Annotated in this window: 9 protein-coding genes; 3 read left to right on the top strand and 6 right to left on the bottom strand. The window is 74.3% G+C overall.

Going from position 1 to position 17,136, the window contains the following annotated elements:
- Nucleotides 1-85 precede the first annotated feature (85 nt).
- Genes WMF19_RS27650 through WMF19_RS27660 form a run of 3 tightly spaced genes read right to left on the bottom strand, consistent with a single transcriptional unit; the run spans nucleotide 86 to nucleotide 9,129 of the window.
- On the bottom strand, nucleotides 86-1,633 hold the full coding sequence (locus WMF19_RS27650) for an SDR family oxidoreductase (protein ID WP_437893098.1): 1,548 nt from the start codon (nucleotides 1,631-1,633) through the stop codon (nucleotides 86-88).
- 30 nt (nucleotides 1,634-1,663) lie between these two features.
- A complete protein-coding gene (locus tag WMF19_RS27655) occupies nucleotides 1,664-2,398 on the bottom strand; it encodes a 4'-phosphopantetheinyl transferase superfamily protein (protein WP_437893099.1) in 735 nt (244 codons plus the stop codon).
- Nucleotides 2,395-9,129, bottom strand: a complete 6,735-nt coding sequence (locus tag WMF19_RS27660; protein ID WP_437893100.1) for an SDR family NAD(P)-dependent oxidoreductase — start codon at nucleotides 9,127-9,129, stop codon at nucleotides 2,395-2,397. The genes WMF19_RS27655 and WMF19_RS27660 overlap by 4 nt, the downstream gene beginning before the upstream one ends.
- A 413-nt stretch (nucleotides 9,130-9,542) precedes the next feature.
- Here WMF19_RS27660 and WMF19_RS27665 point away from each other — a divergent pair, with 413 nt between their 5' ends.
- Complete coding sequence (locus tag WMF19_RS27665; protein WP_437893101.1) at nucleotides 9,543-10,064, top strand: MarR family winged helix-turn-helix transcriptional regulator; 522 nt, start codon at nucleotides 9,543-9,545, stop codon at nucleotides 10,062-10,064.
- Between the two features lie 66 nt (nucleotides 10,065-10,130).
- On the opposite strand, the gene WMF19_RS27670 is transcribed toward WMF19_RS27665, so the two are convergent.
- The gene (locus WMF19_RS27670; RefSeq protein ID WP_437893102.1) at nucleotides 10,131-11,963 is read right to left on the bottom strand and encodes a hypothetical protein; all 1,833 of its coding nucleotides are present in this window, start codon (nucleotides 11,961-11,963) and stop codon (nucleotides 10,131-10,133) included.
- A gap of 568 nt (nucleotides 11,964-12,531) precedes the next feature.
- Between WMF19_RS27670 and WMF19_RS27675 the strand changes: the two genes are divergently transcribed.
- Both WMF19_RS27675 and WMF19_RS27680 read left to right on the top strand, forming a co-directional pair.
- Nucleotides 12,532-13,149: an ECF-type sigma factor gene (locus WMF19_RS27675; protein WP_272093784.1), complete on the top strand. Its 618-nt coding sequence runs from the start codon at nucleotides 12,532-12,534 to the stop codon at nucleotides 13,147-13,149.
- Nucleotides 13,133-14,725, top strand: coding sequence for a serine/threonine-protein kinase (locus WMF19_RS27680; RefSeq protein ID WP_437893103.1), 1,593 nt, complete (start codon nucleotides 13,133-13,135; stop codon nucleotides 14,723-14,725). Before WMF19_RS27675 ends, WMF19_RS27680 begins: the two co-directional genes overlap by 17 nt.
- A gap of 88 nt (nucleotides 14,726-14,813) precedes the next feature.
- Here WMF19_RS27680 and WMF19_RS27685 read toward each other — a convergent pair whose 3' ends face one another.
- On the bottom strand, nucleotides 14,814-15,974 hold the full coding sequence (locus WMF19_RS27685; RefSeq protein WP_437893104.1) for a homogentisate 1,2-dioxygenase: 1,161 nt from the start codon (nucleotides 15,972-15,974) through the stop codon (nucleotides 14,814-14,816).
- Nucleotides 15,974-17,125 (bottom strand): 4-hydroxyphenylpyruvate dioxygenase family protein, encoded by a 1,152-nt coding sequence (locus tag WMF19_RS27690; protein WP_437893105.1) that lies wholly within the window; start codon nucleotides 17,123-17,125, stop codon nucleotides 15,974-15,976. Before WMF19_RS27690 ends, WMF19_RS27685 begins: the two co-directional genes overlap by 1 nt.
- Nucleotides 17,126-17,136: the final 11 nt, after the last annotated feature.

The following is a 17,136-nucleotide window of genomic DNA, read 5'->3' on the forward strand; positions in this document are numbered from 1 at the left end:
TTCTTCGCGAGCTCCAGGGAAGCTGACGTGAGCTGGTCAGCGCGGGCCTGCGCCGAGCGCACCCCGACGCCGCCGATCGCCGCGGTCAGATGCACAGCGAGCCTCCGCCGTCGACGGTGAGGGTCGCGCCGTTGATCCTCCGCGCACCGTCCGAGAGCAGCAGCAGGACGGCCTCGGCGACGTCGTCCTCGGTGCAGAGCCGGCCGCCCGGCGTGCGCGACTCCCAGTACGGGAGGATCCGCTCGTGATCGGGGTAGTTGCTCGTCACGTGGCCGTAGATCGGCCCGGCGGAGACGCAGTTGACCTGCACATTGCGCGGGGCGAGCTCGACGGCGAGCGCGCGCGTCAGCGACTCCACCGCGGCCTTCACGGCGCCCATGGCGCCGAAGTGCTCGAGGTACCTCGACGAGCCGTTCGACGAGAGCGCGACGATCCGCCCGCCGCCGTGGCGCTCCATCAGGCGCGCCGCGCGCATGGCGCACAGGTGGTAGCCGATGACGTTCGTGCGGAAGGCGAGCTCCCAGTGCTCCGGGGTCGTCTGCTCGAGGGGGCCGAACCGGCCGTTCGACGCGTTGCTGACGAAGTGGTGCAGCTCGCCGACCTCGCGCGCGATCGAATCGAAGAGCCTGTCGATGTGCGCGGGGTTGGCGACCGAGCCCCAGACGTGCACCGCGTCGCCGCCGGCCCCGCGGATCTCGTCGGCGACCGCCTCGCCGTCGTCCCGCGAGTGGAAGCTGTTGACGACGACCCGCGCGCCGGCGCGCCCGAGCTTCGCGGCGATGGCGCGGCCCAGCCCGCGGCTCGATCCGGTCACCAGGACCGTCTTGCCCGCGAGCGCCACCCCGGGGGCAGGGAGCGCCCGCTGCGCCGCACGGGCCGCGGGCGCGCGCGCCGCGACGACCTGCGCGGGCGGCGCGGACTCGACGAGGCGCGCGAGATCGCCGACCGTGCGGGCCTCGTCGAGCGCCGCCTCGAGAACGGTCGGCTGGGCGCCGCGCTGCCAGAGGAGCGCGCGGAGCTCGTCGCGCCGGCGGCGGTCGATCCCGAGGTCCTCCTCGAGCCGCGCGTCGGGGACGAGCAGATCGACCGGGTGGCGGGTCGCGTCCGCGAGCGCCTGGACCACGACATGGAGCGCCTCGCCGGCGTGGCCATTGGCGTACCTTCCGGCCTCGACGTGGCCATTGGCGTACCTTCCGGCCTCCCTATGGCCATTGGCATGCCCTCCGGCTTCCACATGGCCATTGGCGTGCTTCGCCGCCTCCGCATGGCCATTGGCGTTGCTTCCGGTCTCCACGTGACCATTGGCGTGCTTCGCCGCCTCCGCATGACCATTGGCGTGGTTTCCGATCTCCACGTGGCCATCGGCGGGCTCTCCGGCCTCCGCGCTGGCCGCGATCGTTCGCGACAGGAACTCGCTGACGCGGGCCACCGTGCGCAGCTCGTCGGGCGCCGCCTTGAGGGCGTTCGGGAGACCGAAATCCGCGCGCAGCGTCGCGAGGATCTCGCCGCGCTTCACGGAGTCGATACCGAGGTCCTGCTCCAGATCGGCGTCGGCGACGACGACCTCGTCAGGGTAGCGCGTCATACGCACGAAGACGGAGCGGACATGGTCGAGAAGATCATGAGATTGCATCGTCGAAACCTCGTGTTTGGTGAGTTCCATTCATCCGAGAGCCGCGACCGGCGAGACGGGGACGGCCGCGACGAGCGCGAACGCACCGGTCAGCACGGCCCGGCCAAAGAACTGCCCGCCCCGCGCGCCCAGCGCGAAGGAGCGGACCGAGGGCGGCGCCAGGCGCGCGCCCCCCGGCGGGAACGCGACGTCGATGTCCCGGAACGAGAACCGCGCCGGCAGCGCGAGCGCCCCCGTCTTGTAGAGCGCCTCCTTGGCGCTCCAGAGCAACGTCTCGAGCGCGGCGCGCGGGGCGCCCGCCGCGGCGCCGCGCTCGAGGCCCTCGCGCTCGCGCGGGGTGAAGTGCTCGTCGGCGAAGGCCGCCGCGCGCGCCTCGACCCGCTCCACGTCGACGCCTACCGCGCGCGCCGTGGTGACCGCGGCCGCCGCGAGCTCGCCCGCGTGCGAGAGCGACAGCGCGAACGCGCCGTCCTCGAAGCGCGGGCGGCGGCCGCACGGCCCCGTCACCGCGCAGGCGAGGTAGTCCGCGCTCGGGTGCGCCTCGAGCGCGGCCGCGTCCAGCGCGACGAGCGGCGCGCCGCGGCCGGCGGCGAGCTCGAGGCGAAGCCACTTCGCCGCGACGCGCGCGCACGCGGACTGCGCCCGCCGGGCCGCGACGCGCTGCGCGGCGCACGCGCGGCGCTCGCTGGCCGTCAGGTAGGGCTCGAGGCGCGCCGCGGCCTCGGCGTCCGCCCGCGCGACCGCGATCGCGAGCGGCGGCGTCACGGCGCCCCCAGCGTCAGCGTCGCCGTGCGGGCGTCCGCGGCCACGCGCCCCATGACGCGACCCTCGAGCCCCTCGACCTCCAGAAGCACGCCGCCCGAGGGGTCGAGCGCCTGCGCCCACGCGCCGAGGACGCGGTCGCCCGCCGCGGCCGGGACCGCAGCGACGAGCCGGATGGGGACGCCCGCGTCGCGGAGCGCGAGGTCGTTGGCCGCCGTCCCGAAGCGGATCCGGTCGACGCCGCCGGCGGCGCACACAGGGAACGCGCCCGCCTCGTCGCGGCGCAGCGTGCCCAGCGACAGGAGCGCGTCGAGCAGGAGGAACGGCGTGGCGGCCGCGCGCTGCCGCGCGAGGGCGCCGTCGGTCGGGAGGCGGAACCGGGCCTCTTTGAGCGTGGCCCCGAGCACGAAGGTGCCGAGGTGATCGAACCAGCCCGCGTGCCGGACCGGCGAGCCAGGGCTCGCGTACGGGTCGCGCACCAGGGGCCCGTCGACCCGCCCGGCGTGCCGCGGAGCGAGGCCGTCACGGCGGACGTGGCTCGGGCCGAGCTCGACCACGCACGTCGCAAAGACCACGCCGGCGCGGAGGGTCACGCCCGACCGGTGGACGAAGTCGCCGCGCACCTCGACGGCGCACGCGACGCGGCCGCCGGGGAGCCGCTCGCTGCGGGTCGTCACCGCGCGCACGGCGCGCGGCGCGTCGTCGGCGAGGCGCAGGAACTCGAGGAAGCGCACGTCGCGGACCTCGCGGACGAGCGCCTCGCCGCCGGAGGTCGCGAGCGCGTGCCGGACGGCCAGGTCGACGAGGAACGCCCCGGCCGCGACGGCGCTCGAGCGCGCCCGGTGGTCGGAGAGCCACGGATCGACGCGCGGATCGAGCGTCCACACGCTCGCGGGCGCGCTCCCCGGCGCGCCGTCCGCCGCGTCCGCCGCGACGATGCGCGGGGCGAAGCGCTCGATCTCGCCGTCGCTGAGCAGGACCTGGGCCGCGCCGGCGGGCGGCTCGGCGACGAGGTCGAGGAAGATCCGCCTCCCCTCCTCCGGCTCGACGCCCCGGAGCCCGCGCGCCGCGCCGAGCGCGCTGTACTCGGACCCGGCGGTCATGCCGACGCCGTTCCAGCCGAGCCACGCGATGCTCGACCACGGGCCCGCGCCCGCCTCGGCGGCGAAGTACGCCGCGGCGCGGTTCATCGCCTCGTTGGCCGCGCCATAGTCCGGTTGCCCGTCATTGCCGAGGACGCTGAACGCCGACGTGACGAGGTGGACGTGCGGGCGCGCCGCGGGCAGGTGGCGCGCGAGGGCGCGGCGGAGGTGGGCGAGGCCGGCGAGCTTCGTGTCGACGATCCGCTCGAACAGCTCCAGCGACTTCGACGTGAGCCGGCTCGACACCTGGATGCCGGCGCCATGCACGACCAGATCGACCCGGCCGTACGCCGCCGCGACCGCCGCGACGGCGCGGTCGACGTCCGCGCCGCGCGTCACGTCGACGGCGTGGTAGTCGACGACGCGGCCGCCCGCGCCCCCGGCGCGCAGCTGGGCGAGGACCCGGTGCGCCTCGCGCGCCGCGCGGAGGCGCGCGTAGCGGTCGCGCAGGACGCCCATCCGCAGGCCGGGGGTCTCGCGCAGGGCCTCGGCGTAGAAGTCCCGCTCGTACGCGTCGAACTCCGCGTCGGTCATCGCGAGCGCGCGGGCCGAAGCGTCCTCCAGCCGCGAGCGGCCGAGGAGCACGGCGCGGCAGCCGAAGCGGTCGAGCAGGCCCTCGACGAGCTCCGCCGTGATGCCGCGCGCGCCGCCCGTCACGAGCACGACCGAATCGGCGCCGAGCTGCGGCACGGCGCGCGCGCGCGGCCTCGCGGAGGCGCGGGCGAGCTGCACGGTGTGCCGCGCGCCGCCGAGATCGACCACCTCCTCGGGAACGGCCGGCCTGGCGCGCCGCCACTCCTCGGAGAGCGCGGCGAGCGCGGCCGCGACGTCGCGCGCGTCGGTGTGGACGACGCGCACGTCGCCGCCCGGGAGCTCGCGCGCCAGGGACTTCACGAAGCCGCCGACCGCGCCGCTCACGGGCGCGAGCCGCCCGTGGAGGTCCACGGCGGAGGCGACGACGGCGGCGAAGGCCACCTCGCCGCGCGCGATGGCGTCGTGGTAGCGGCGCGCAGCGCCGAACAGCGCGCGCAGCACGGGCCTGTACGAGCCCGGCGCGCCGTCGACGAACGCGAGCGCGTCGGTGGCGCGGGTGAGCACGACGACAGCGTCGACGTCCTCGGGGGCCAGGGCCGCGAACGACGCGCCGAGCCGCGCTTCATCGCGGGCGTCGAGCGAGGGCGCACCGCCGGACGCCTCGGCCCCCGGCGCCGCGAGGCCGCGCGGGCTACCGGGCTCGGCCGTGCCGGGCGCATCCTCGACGGCGAGCGCGAGGATGCGCGCGCGCTCCTCGTCGGAGCGAGCGGCGCGCCGCACCTCCGCGGCGAGCGCCGCGTCGGTGCAGACGTAGAGGACGCGGGACGGGACGCGCGCCGCCGGCCCCGCCGCCGGCGCGGGGGCGATCTCGGGGACGAAGCCGTGGATCGGCGTGCCCGTCGCGAAGCCCGAGGCCGCTCGCGCCGGCGCGACGGACGCGGTCTCGGGGGGCGTGACCTGGACGGCGCGGGGATCGGACGGCCAGCGCACCAGCGCGGCGCCGTGCGCGCGCGCGCCGCGGATGGCCGCGTGGAGCTCGACGGCGCCCTCGGCCCCGCGCAGACGTGCGCCCGATCCGCCGACCGCGAGCTCGCGGGCGGAGGGGCCGCGCCCCGCCGCGCCGGCGACGCCCTCCGCCGCGCCGGCGACGAGGTGCAGGCGAGCGAGCACAGGCCAGGCGTGACGCGCGGCGGTGTCCTCGGTGCACAGCGCGACCAGCAGCGCCGCCTCGCCGACCGGCCGCGGGTCGTAGGTAGCGGACGCGCCCCGCGCGACGTCATCGCTGAAGGCGTTGACGGCCCCCGCGAGCACGACGTCGCAGTCGTCGTCGAGCACGAGATCGGCGGCCGCGAGGGCGTCGAGCAGCGAGGTCGCCGAGGTGTCGACGACGAAGTTCGGCCCGCGCAGGCCGAAGACGTTGGCGACGCGCCCGGAGATGACGTTGGGCATGTTGCCCGGCTGCGTGTACGGCCCCGTCGCGGGCGAGCCCGCGCGGAGCGCGTCGGCCGTCGCGGAGGCCAGCGCGGGGCTGACGCCGCGCGCGCGGAGCGCCCGCGCCACGCGATCGGCGAAGATGCGCTCGTTGGCGCGGGCGCCGCGGCGCGTCTTGCCCTCGTGGCCGACGACGACGCCGATGCGCTCGCAGAGATCGCGCGCGGGCAGCGCCGCGAGCGCCTCCTCCGCGGCCATCGCCGCGAGCAGCTGAGCCGGGTCCATCGCCTCGAGGGCGTCAGGGAGGACCGGCGCGCGGGCCGGCAGCCGGAGCGCGCCCTCGTCGAAGGCGAGCACGTCCGAGGGGGCGCCTGTCGGCGCGCCGCCGCTGCCGGGGAACACGGTCCCGAGCCCGACGACACACAGCGCGCGGCATCCTCCGCGCGGGCGCGGACGCGCGGGGTGGCGGTCGGGGCGGTGCTCCTCGACGACGAGGTGGGCGTTGGTGCCGCCGAAGCCGAAGCTGTCGAGCGCGGCGCGCAGCGGGGCTCCGCCCTCGGCGATCCAGGGGGCGGCCGCCGTCGGGATGGCGAACGGCGAGCGCGCCAGATCGATGCGCGCGCTCGGCGCCTGGAACCCGTGCTGCGGGAAGAGCGTGCGCTCGCGGATCGCGAGCACGACCTTGATGAGCGACGCGACGCCCGCGGTCCAGCCGGTGTGGCCGAGCAGCGACTTGACGCTGCCCAGCGTGATGCGCGGGGCGCCCGCGTCGCTCGCGAACACCTCGGCGAGCGCCTGGAACTCGGTGGCGTCGCCGACCGGCGTCGCCGTGGCGTGCGCCTCGACGTACTGAACGCTCCGCGCCTCGACGCCGGCCCGCGCGTGGGCGCGCCGCATCGCCAGCGCCTGCCCGCGGCGCTGCGGCACCGTGACCGACGGGCTCGGGCCGTCGCTCGACAGGCCGCTGCCCAGGAGCACGGCGTCGACGCGATCGCCCCGCGATCGCGCGTCGTCGAGCCGCTCGAGCACGACGACCGCGGCGCCCTCGCCGAACACGACGCCGTCCGCGGACGCGTCGAAGGGGCGGCTGCCTGTCGCGGAGAGCCCGCCGAACTGCGAGAACTGGCACGCGTTCGTCGGGCCGGGCTGGTAGGCGCCGCCGGCGATCACGACGTCGGCGAGGCCGCGGCGAAGCATGGCGGCGCCCAGGTGGACCGCGTGCATCGACGAGGCGCAGGCCGCGTCGACGACGACGGTGCGCGCGCCCTCCCCCACCACGTCGCGCACGACGCGCGCGAGCGGCTCGAGGTGGCCGCGGCACGCCGCGCGCCGCCCGGCGTCGAGCCCGAGCTCGGCCGCCAGCGCGTCCGCCGCGGCGGCGCGGGCCGCCTCGTCCGCGGCGGCGCGGTCGAGCGCGCGCTCGACGCCGAGCAGCAGCGTGGCCTCGTCGTGCTCGATCGAGCCGTCGGCGGTGGACCCGAGGAGGCACACGATCCGCGGGGGCGCGCCGTCCCGGAGCACGGCCGCGTGTGATCGGGCCTCGGCGAGCGCGCACGCCAGCATCCGGGCCGTCTTGGGCAGCCGCTCGAGCGTGCGCGCGTCGTAACCCGTCTGCTCGGCGTACGGGCCCAGGGCGTCGACCGTGCCGACCAGCAGGCTGTACGTCTTGTCAGCGGCGCGGCCGCGGCTCAGGAAGTCGGTCGCGAGCTCCGGGTGCCGCTCGCCGGTGTCGGCGATCCCGCACGTGCCCGCGAGCAGCTGCGCGAGGTAGGCGTCGACGCCGCCGGCCCCCGGCAGCACCGCGCCCATGCCCACGATCGCGATCGGCGTGGCACCCGCAGCGGCGGCGTCGTCCTCGCGCGGGCTCGCGGCGGCGGGGTTCGCGGAGCTCGCGGCGGCGGGGCTCGCGGCCTCGCGCGGGCGGCGGCCGTCCACCGCCTCCTCCGGGAGCGGCGCGACCGCCGTGAGCGCGCGCCCCGCGGCGCGCAGCGCGTCGATCACGCGCCGGTGCTCGGCCACGACGTCCTCTCCGGCGCGGAACGTCGAAATCACGCGCAGATCGGGCCCGGGCGGCGCGCTCCGCCGCGCGAGCGCGGTCAGGGCGCCGCCGCCGCCGCACTCGACGAAGGTGCGGACCCCCGCCGCGTGGAGGTCCCGCACGGCCGCCTCGAAGTCGAGCGGCGTCACGAGGTGCATGGGGAGCAGGCGCGCGGGCGCGAGCGGGCCGTCGCCGTAGTGGACGCGATCGATCGGCGAGTACGTGGCCACCGCGGGCCGCGCCACGCCGGCGCCCCGGAGGGCGCTCGCGAACGGACCGACCGCCGGCGCGAGCAGCGGCGAGTGGAAGGCGTAGCGGCTCGCGAGCACCGTCGCGCGAACGCCGGCGCCGGTGAGCCGCCGCTCGAGCGCCGCGATGCCGTCCGCCGTGCCCGATGCGACCGCCTGATCGGCCGCGTTGACCACCGCCACGAACACGTCGTCCCGGCCGAGCGCATGCACCTCGTCGCGCAGGCGCTCCGCGCCGGTGTGGGCAGCGAGCATGCGGCCGGGCGGAGCGCCGCGGAGGGCGAGCACCCGGCGGCACACGACCTCGGCGGCCGTCGCGAGGGGAAACGCGCCGCCCGCGGCCAGCGCGGCGATCTCCCCGAGGCTGTGCCCCGCCACGACGTCCGGCTCGAGCCCGGCGGACCGGAGCAGCGCGACCGCGACGTGGTCCTGGACGAGGATCCCGAGCTGATCGAGATCGACGCACGCCTCCAGGGCGGCCCGCGCCTCCGCCTCGCCCGCGGTCACGAGCGCCACGAGCGAGGCGCCGAGCAGCTCGCGCGCCGCGGGCTCGGCCGCGGCGACGGCCTCGCGCGCGGCGTCAAAGCGCGCGTGGAGCGCTCGCAGGAGCCGGAGGTCGAACGAGCCTTGGCCCGGCAGGAGGAGCGCGATCTTGCGGGCGACGCCGGCGCCGTCCACACCCGCCGCGGCCTCCCCGGAGCGCCCCGCCGCGGCCTCCCCGGAGCGCCCCGGCGCGGCCTCCTCCGAGCGCCCCGCCGCGGTCGCCGCGTCCTCCGCGCCCCACCGCGCCCGGTGCGGGCGCGCCTCGTGGAGCGGCCCCCGCGCGACCTCGGCGGCGTGCCGGAGCAGGCGCTCGGGGAAGAGCTCGCGCAGCGCGGAGCCGCCGCGCAGGCAGAGCTCGACGAAGCGCTGGTGCGGCACGCGCTCGTCGAGGGCCCCGACGTGCGCCGTCACCGATCTGGGCAGCGGCGCGAGCTCGTCGCTCGCCGAGGAGACGGCGACGATGCGCTGGTAGCCGCACGCCACGGGCTCGCCGTCGAAGCGGACCGTGCGGAAGTAGCCGTACGCGCTCGAGCGCGTCACGGCGCCGAGGGTCATGAAGATCGCGACGCGCTCGCCCACGCGCACCGGCGCGAGGTTCCTGCTGTACCCCTCGGTGGTGAGCAGCCGGATCGCGGCGCGATCCTCCTCGTGCGGGAGCGTGCCGTCCGCGGCCTCGGCGAAGTAGAGCGTCTCGCGCGCGATGCACTGGAAGCGGAAGTTGGTGAGGTAGTGATGGCTGCCATAGGCCATGCTGTCCTCGAACTTCACGCAGTACGGAACGACGAAGAACTCGCCCATAGATCCTCTCCACGCAGCCCGCCCACGCGCGGCGTCGACGCACGCCTGGCACCGCGTGCCAGCCGATGCTCCGTGCGCTCCTCACCGTTGCGCCGCTCGGGCTGTTCGAATAAGTGTACCTACACGTAAATGCGCAGAGCGCGCCGCAGGCCCATGGCCCCCGTCCGCGCGGGTGATGCCGCGATGCTCGCCTCAACGCCGCCATGGCCCAGGCGACTGCCGACCGATCGATCGATGGATCGGCCAGCGCGCGCCGGGGCCGCCAGGACCGCCGACGCCGAGCAGGCGGTCGAGCAGACGAGGCGGATCCACGTCGTCGAGGACGAGATAGGTGTAGCTACACCTGAACGGATGTCAAGCGGCTATCCTGGCCGTGATTTGACGGACCCGGTCGAAATGGTGTAGATACACTGGTGACTGATTTTGCCCGCGCCGCCCAGATCATCGCGAGCCAGTGCGCCCTCGTGCGTGTCCGCCGCGCGTCGCGCGCGCTGACGCGGCTCTACGACGACAGCCTGCGCGCGGTGGGGCTCCAGTCGACGCAGCTCACGATGCTCGCCGCTGTCGCGACGTGCGGCGACGAGGGCGTGCAGCTCAGCGCGCTCGCGGACGGGCTCGTCATGGATCGCACGACGCTCACGAGGAACCTCGTGCCGCTCGAGAAGGCGGGCCTGCTGCGCGTGGCACGGGCGCCCGACGACGCGCGCGTCCGGATCATCTGCCTGACGCGCCAGGGCGAGCGCGCCATCGAGGCCGCGTTCCCGCTGTGGGAGCGGACGCAGAAGCACGTCCGCGAGCAGCTCGGCGAGGGCAGGGCCGACGCGCTCCGCGAGGAGCTCGGCCGCGTCGTGGCCCTGGCCACGCGGCCCGAGAAGGCGCCAGCGCACGAGCGGACCGAGCAAAAGTCGCGGCCGGGCAAGCGCAAGGCGAAGTGAAATCGCCAGAGGCGCGCTGAGCGCGGCGAGGCGCCGGCGGAGCGCCGTGCGCCGTACGACGCGCGCTCAGCGCGCCTTGAAAGCCTGGAAGAAGACGTCGGCCTGCGAGTGCGTCTGACCCGAGATCGGGTCCGCGGGGCTCCTGGGCTCCGTGATGAGATTGCGCAGGTCTCCCCAGGCCGAATAGAGCCTCCGCCGCTCCGACGTGACGTCGAGATACTCGCCGAGGTTGTAACAGGGCACGACGACCCGATCGAAGTTCGTCGTCGGGTAGTTGTCACCGACAGGCACGTCCAGCGGGATGTTCGTCGGCGAGAGGCGGAAGGAGGTGTCCGTGACCTGTTGCCTGTCGCCGTCGCCGAAGGATTCCCCGTATTCGAACGAGCTCGCCATCTCCACGTCAACGGACCTGTCGCGGTTCTGCGTGTAGTAAACGATGTTCACGTCGCTCCGGCGCTTGCCGATGGTCACGGCCGGGAGCACGTGATGGATGTTCTCACCGGCCGTGGAGGTGACAGGAATCGGCGACGTCCACGTCCGCCCGCGGTCGTCCGAGCGAATGAGGAAGACGTTCGAGCCCGATCCCGCTTCGCCGAAGATCTCGCTGGTGGAGGCCGACCAGGCCAGGTAGACGATACCGCGGCGCACCGCGAGCGTCGGCTGAACGATGAGGCGCGAGGCGTGCACGTAGGTGGGCAGACCGAACCGCCCCCTGCGGCGCGGCCCGTCGGTGATGGCCAGGCGTGGACCGCCGGCGTTGCCGCAATCGATGAGCTCGCCTGGCTGGACCACGGGCAGGAGGGTCGGGTCCGGGGCTCCCGCGAGATTGAACTCCACAAACTCGAACGTCTCGCCGGCGTCACGGGACACCAGCATCCGGATGAAATCGGCGTCCGAACCGCTGTACTGAAGGAATGGTAGGTAGAGCGTGCCGTCGTGGGGATCCACGACGGGGTTCGTGAACTGGATCGCGTTCTGCGGCAGCGTAGGATCCGGGTTCGCTTCGGGGGCGAAGACGACCTTGGATGTCCAGGTCTCACCGCCGTCGGTCGAGCGCGCGAAGCGGAGCTCGGTCCGGACGGGCGCCTCCGGCGGCTGGTAGCTGGTCCAGGTCACGTAGAGGTTGTCCCGGCGCCGGCGCACCGGGTCGGGGCCCACGGCCAGCCAGCTCTTGTCCGCGCCATCGTCCTGGGCCACGAGCACCGCCTCGCTCCATGTTCGGCCGCCGTCGGTCGACCTGTTGGCCTGCACGCCCAGCCGGCCCTCCGCGTCCGCGGTGAGCCCTGCGAAATGGAAGACCCCACGGCGATCCTCGCGCACGACCGGATCACCGAGGGTGGTCGTGCTCCCGGGCAGCGGAGGAATGAAGCCGCTCTTCCAGGTCACACCGCCGTCGTTGGAGGTCGAGAAGCCGGAGCCAAAAAAGGTTTTGGGCACGATGGTGTTGTCGACCAGAACAGGCGTCACGCCCGCGGATGTGTTGTAGGCAACTACGATGTTGCGGTCATGCGCGGCGATCGAGGTCTCGCTCTGGGTCACGAGGACGAAGGGGCGTGTCGGCGGGTCCGTGGAGAACTCATAAATCTTGTCGAGCGCCGGATCGTTGACCTGAACGTTCTCTCCGATCGTCCGGATCGGCGGCGTATATTCCGACCAGAGGGCCATCGGTCGCTCGGCGATCGTCGCCCGCGCGCGGTCTTCGAGCGTCGCGGGCGCGCCGAGGCCCGCGGCGCGAGTCGACAGCGCGACTCCGCTCTTCACCACGCCCCCGAGCGCGCGATCGTGGCCCTCGGCGAGCGGCGCCAGGTCGAGCTCCGGTCCTTGCGAGCACGCCGGGAGCGCGGTCAGGGCAGCGAAGAGCGGTGCAATATAAACGATGTTCGCTCGTAAGGAACGCATCCTACCTCCTTGGGCTGGGCGCTCCGTCGAGCACACGCTCGCGATCGCGCTCATCGCCCGCGTCGAAGCGGCAACGCGGAGCTGCCGCCAATAGAGCGTTCCGCGGCAATCTGCGCTCGGCGACGGCGCCTCGCCCGGCCGAGCGATCGCGAGCTCGCGGAAAGCCCTGCTTACTACTCCGCACGGCGGAGTCGCGCAACTCACAAAACACGCGATATCCATCTTCGATTCGGACACTCGCTGAAGCGCGGACGCTGCTGGAGGGTCGCTGCGCAGGGATGAACGGACTGAAGATCTCGTCGCACCGGCTCATCGACGCTGCGCCTGCGAGCACCTCCAGCGTCGAGGTGACCGCGACGTCAAGGCGACCGCCGCGGCGTCGCCCGGTTTGACCGCTGGGGCGGGGCTCGGCGGCGGGCATGGTCCTCGACGGCTGCCGCCGGTCGACCGGTGGGACGGCGCGGCGCGCCGGCGTCCCGCCCCGGGCTGTTGTCACGGCGTGGCGCGCGGGCGGGCTCGTCGGTCCGGCCGTATGGTGTACGCTCCGGCCTGAGCGAGGCGCACCCCCATGAACGCAAGCGATCGACGCGCCCCCGGACCGAGCGCCGGCGAGGCCATCACGGGCCTCCTGCACGCCGCCCAGGAGGGCCAGAAGGACGCCGCGGACGCCCTCCTCCGCGCCGTCTATGCCGAGCTCAAGACGATCGCCCTGGCCCGCGTCCGCCACCTCCGCGCCGGGCAGACCCTCGGACCCACCGCGCTCGTGCACGAGGCGTACGAGAAGCTCTTCCGGGACGGCGAGGCCCGCTTCCAGAGCCGCGCTCATTTCTTCGGCGCCGCCTCCCAGGCCATGCGCGACCTCCTCGTCGATTACGCGCGTCACAAGGCCGCCCGGAAGCGGGGCGGCGATCGGGAGCGCGCCCCCGAGGAGGACATCCACGAGCTGCCCCTCGCGCTCGATCTCCCCGTCGAGGACCTCCTCGCCCTCGACGAGGCCCTGCGCAAGATGAGCCAGGAGCACCCGCGCAAGGCCGAGATCGTGATGCTGCGCTACTTCGCGGGCCTGACCGAGGACGAGATCGCCGAGCTCTCGGGCGTGACGACGCGCACGGTCGAGCGCGACTGGCGCTTCGCCAAGGCGTGGCTCTACCGGGCGCTCCACGGCGGAGATGAGCCCGCTCCTTGATCCGAGCGAGGTAGAGGCGCTCTTCGAGGCGGCGCTCGACGAGCGCCACGAGCACCGCCGGGCGTTCCTGGAGGCCCGGTGCGCGGGCCGCCCTGAGCTCCTCCGGGAGGTGTGGAGCCTGCTCCGGAGCGACGGCGCGCAGCCGGAGGGGTTCTTGAAAGGCGCCGCGGTCGCCCTCCCTGACCGCGACGAATCGCTGAGCCCCGGCGCGCGCGTCGGGCGGTTCACGGTGCTCGCCAAGGCCGGCCAGGGCGGGATGGGCGTCGTCTATTCGGCCTACGACGCGGAGCTCGACCGCCGCGTCGCCCTCAAGCTCATCGCGCCGGGGAGGTTCGATCCCGACGATCGGGCCCGCCTCGTGCGCGAGGCGCAGGTGATGGCCAGGCTCTCGCACCCGAACGTCGTCCCCATCTACGAGATCGGCGAGCACGAGCGGGGCGTGTTCGTGGCGATGGAGTTCGTCGACGGCCGGACGCTCCGCGACCTGCGCGGCGAGCAGCCCCGCGCGTGGGAGGCCGCGCTCGCCGCGGGGATCCAGGCCGGTCGCGGCCTCGCGGCGGCGCACCAGGAGGGGCTCGTCCACCGCGACGTCAAGCCGGACAACATCCTGATCGGCAAGGACGGCCGGGCGCGCATCGCCGATTTCGGGCTCGCGCGCCTCCATGTCGAGGAGGACCGGCCCCTCTCCGGCGGGGTCTCCGGCGCCGAGATCCCCGGGGAGGACGCGCTCTGCGCGCCGCTCACGGCCAGGAGCGCGTTCATGGGGACGCCCGCGTACATGGCCCCCGAGCAGGCCGAGCGGAGGCCGGCGACGGCGAGGAGCGATCAGTGGAGCTTCTGCGCGACGCTCTACGAGGCGCTCTACGGGGAGCCGCCGTTCGAGGGTGAGGACGTCCGAGCGCGGCTCGACGGGGCGCGGCGCGATCTCCTGAGGCCGGCGCCGGCCGGCTCGAAGGTGCCCGCGCGGGTCCGGGGCGCGCTCGCGCGCGGGCTCCGCGCCCGGCCCGAGGAGCGGTGGCCGAGGCTCGACGATCTGCTGAGCGTCCTCGCCGATGAGCTGGCGAGGAGCTCCGAGTTCGATCTCACGGTCTCCAGGCGCGAGCGCATCCGCTTCGGCCTCCTGATCGGCGCCCTCGGCGTCGTGATGGCGACGGTGGGCATCGGCCGCGTCGTCCCGGTGGTCCGCCCCGTGGACCTGTTCGCGATGGGCTGCGTCACGGCGCTCGCGGGGCTCACGCTGCTCCGGGTGTTCCGCCGCCCTCTCTCGAAGAGCGCGGTGAACCGGCGGATCGGCCACGTGGTGAAGGTGCTGCTCGTCGCGATGCTCCTTCACCGGGCGCTCGCCGTGATCACGGACGAGCCGGTGGAGCGCGCGCTCGCGACGAACCTGCTCCTCTTCGCGGCCGTCCACGCGACGGCCGCGCCGAGCCTGCCGAGGGCGAGCTGGATAGCCGCCGCCCTCTGCGCGGCGTGCTCGGCGGCCGCCGCGGTCTTCCCGGAGCACGCCGCCGCGATCTACGTCACGGGCGTGCTGGGCTCGCTGACGCTCGCCATCGTGGTGTGGCACCGCGAGTAGCGCGTTGTCGCCTGTTCCTGTCGACTCACGGCGTCCGGCTCGCGCTGGAATCCAACGAGAAGGTCGTCGGCCGAGCGCGTGACCCCGATCATGGGCCCGCGATGAAGCTGTCCTGATAGCCCGGATCCTCCACCGCGAGCGCGGCCGCGGTGGCCGAGAGCGGGCGGATCGTGTCGAGCATGACCGCGAGCTCGCTCGTCTCGCGGGCCCCGAGGCTCGCCTCGTACGCGCCGGGGTGCGGCCCGTGCGGGACGCCGGCGGGGTGGTGCGAGATGCTGCCGGGGCCGACGCCGCGGCGTGAGGTGAAGTTGCCGCGGCAGTAGAACAGGAACTCGTCGCAATCGACCGACGAGTGCGGGTACGGGCACGGGATCGCCTCGGGGTGGAAGTCGGTCGGGCGCGGGACGAAGCTGCAGACGAGGGCGCCCCGCGCGGCGAACGTCCCGTGCCAGTCCGGAGGCAGGTGCACGAGCCCGACGCGCGCCTGGAAGCGCAGGATCGGGAACGCGAACGGGTACACCGCCCCATCCCAGCCGACGACGTCGAGCAGCGAGCGCTCGAGGGCGAAGCCGTGGAAGGCGCCGCCGCGCTTCACGACGAGCGCGCGGATGCCCTCGTCGAGGGGGCCGACGAACGTGGGCCGCCGGAAATCGCGGTGCGAGTACGGCGCGTCCATCCGCAGCTGGCCGACCTCGTTGCGCCACTTGCGCGGGAGGTGGATGTCCTCGGCCTCGATCGAGAGCCAGCGCTGGGGCGCGGCGTCCGGGAGGAAACGATAGAAGAGCCCCTTCGGGATGACGACGTAGTCGTCCTGCTCGAAGCGCAGATCGCCGAGCATCGTGCGCAGGACGCCGCTCCCGTGGAAGATGAAGAACAGCTCGTCGGCGTCGGCGTTCGCGAAGTACACAGGATCGGCCGCGTCCGGCTGGACGAGCCCGATCACCACGTCGTCGTTGAAGAGCAGCGGCACGCGGCAGTCGACAGCGGGCCCGCCCCGCCGCGGCAGATCCTGCGACCTGTAGTGCCGCTTGGCGAGCGGCCGCGCCGCCGCGGCGACCGGCAGCGTGAAGCCGTGCGCGGCCTCCGCGACCCGGTGCTCGTGCGGCCGGCGCTCGTGGTAGGCGATCGTGTAGGGGCCGTCGAAGCCCGCCCGCGTCAGGCACTCCTCGTAGCGGAGATCCCCCGCCTCGCTCCGGAGGGCGATGTGGTGCTTGGGCGGGACGGCCCCGACGACGACGCGATCGAGCATCAGCCGCTCCCGTCCGCTCTTTGCTGCCGCTCGATGCTCTCGAACAGCGCCCGGAAATTGCCGGCGCCGAAGCCGCGATCCCCCTTCCGCTGGATGAGCTCGAAGAAGAACGGCCCCGCGTCGGGATCGCGGTGCGTGCCTGACGACTCCTTCAGAAAGATCTGGAGGAGATAGGACCTCGCGCCGTCACCGTCGACGAGCACCTCGAGCTCCCGCAGCGCCGCCGCGTCCTCGTCGATCTGCCCGATGCCGAGCTCGCGCAAGCGCTCGGGCAGCATGTCGTAATAGGCGGCCGGGGTCGGCATGAACTCCACGCCCCGGCCGCGCATCGCGCGCACCGCGGCGAGGATGTCCTCCACGGCGAGCGCCACGTGCTGCACCCCGTCGCCGCGGTGCTCCTCGTTGAAGACGTTGATCTGCGAGCTCTTGAAGTAGGGCCGGTAAGGCTCGTTGTTCGCGAACTTCACGCCCGAGGCCGGGTCCCACATCACGGCCGAGCGCAGGCCCGAGCCGTGATCGGCGCCCTTCGCGACGTCGTTCGTGTGGAACGCGATCTTCCAGAACGGCTCGAGCCCGAGCACCTGCTCCATCCAGAGCAGGGCAGGCGCCATGGTCTGGAAGTTCGAGGTGATGTGATCGAACCGGGTGATCCCGAAGCGGTTCGCGCCGCCGCGCGGCGCGTCGTAGGCCACGCAGCCGGGGAACAGCGCCCGATATCCGCGCCGCTCCACGAAGCGAAAGGTGGTGTCGCCGAACGGCGTCGTGATCGAGAACGACGCGAACGCGCCGCCCTCGTCCGTCGCTCTGTGGATCTCGTCGATCGGCGTGCCCCCGCGGCCGTCGAGCAGCCGGAAGGCGCGGTCGATGTCCTCCACCTCGAAGATGACCGTGCCCACGCCGTCCGGGTGCTTGCGCAGGTAGCGCCACGCCCGCCCGCCCTCGCCGATCGGCTGCGAGCACACGACGACGCACTCGCCGGCCTGGAAGACGACCGACTGCTGCGCCGCCGCCGCCGTGAGCTCCGGCGAGCTCGCGGCGGTCTCCTGAAAATCGAGCTTCTCCGTGTAAAACTTGCGGCTCCGCTCCAGGTCGCGCACGTAGTAGTGCAGCGCCTCTACCCGCTTGATGCCGATCGACTCCACCTTGGCCATTCGAATCCTCC

The sequence above is a fragment of the Sorangium sp. So ce124 genome (genome assembly GCF_051525235.1).
Lineage (GTDB): Bacteria > Myxococcota_A > Polyangia > Polyangiales > Polyangiaceae > Sorangium > Sorangium atrum.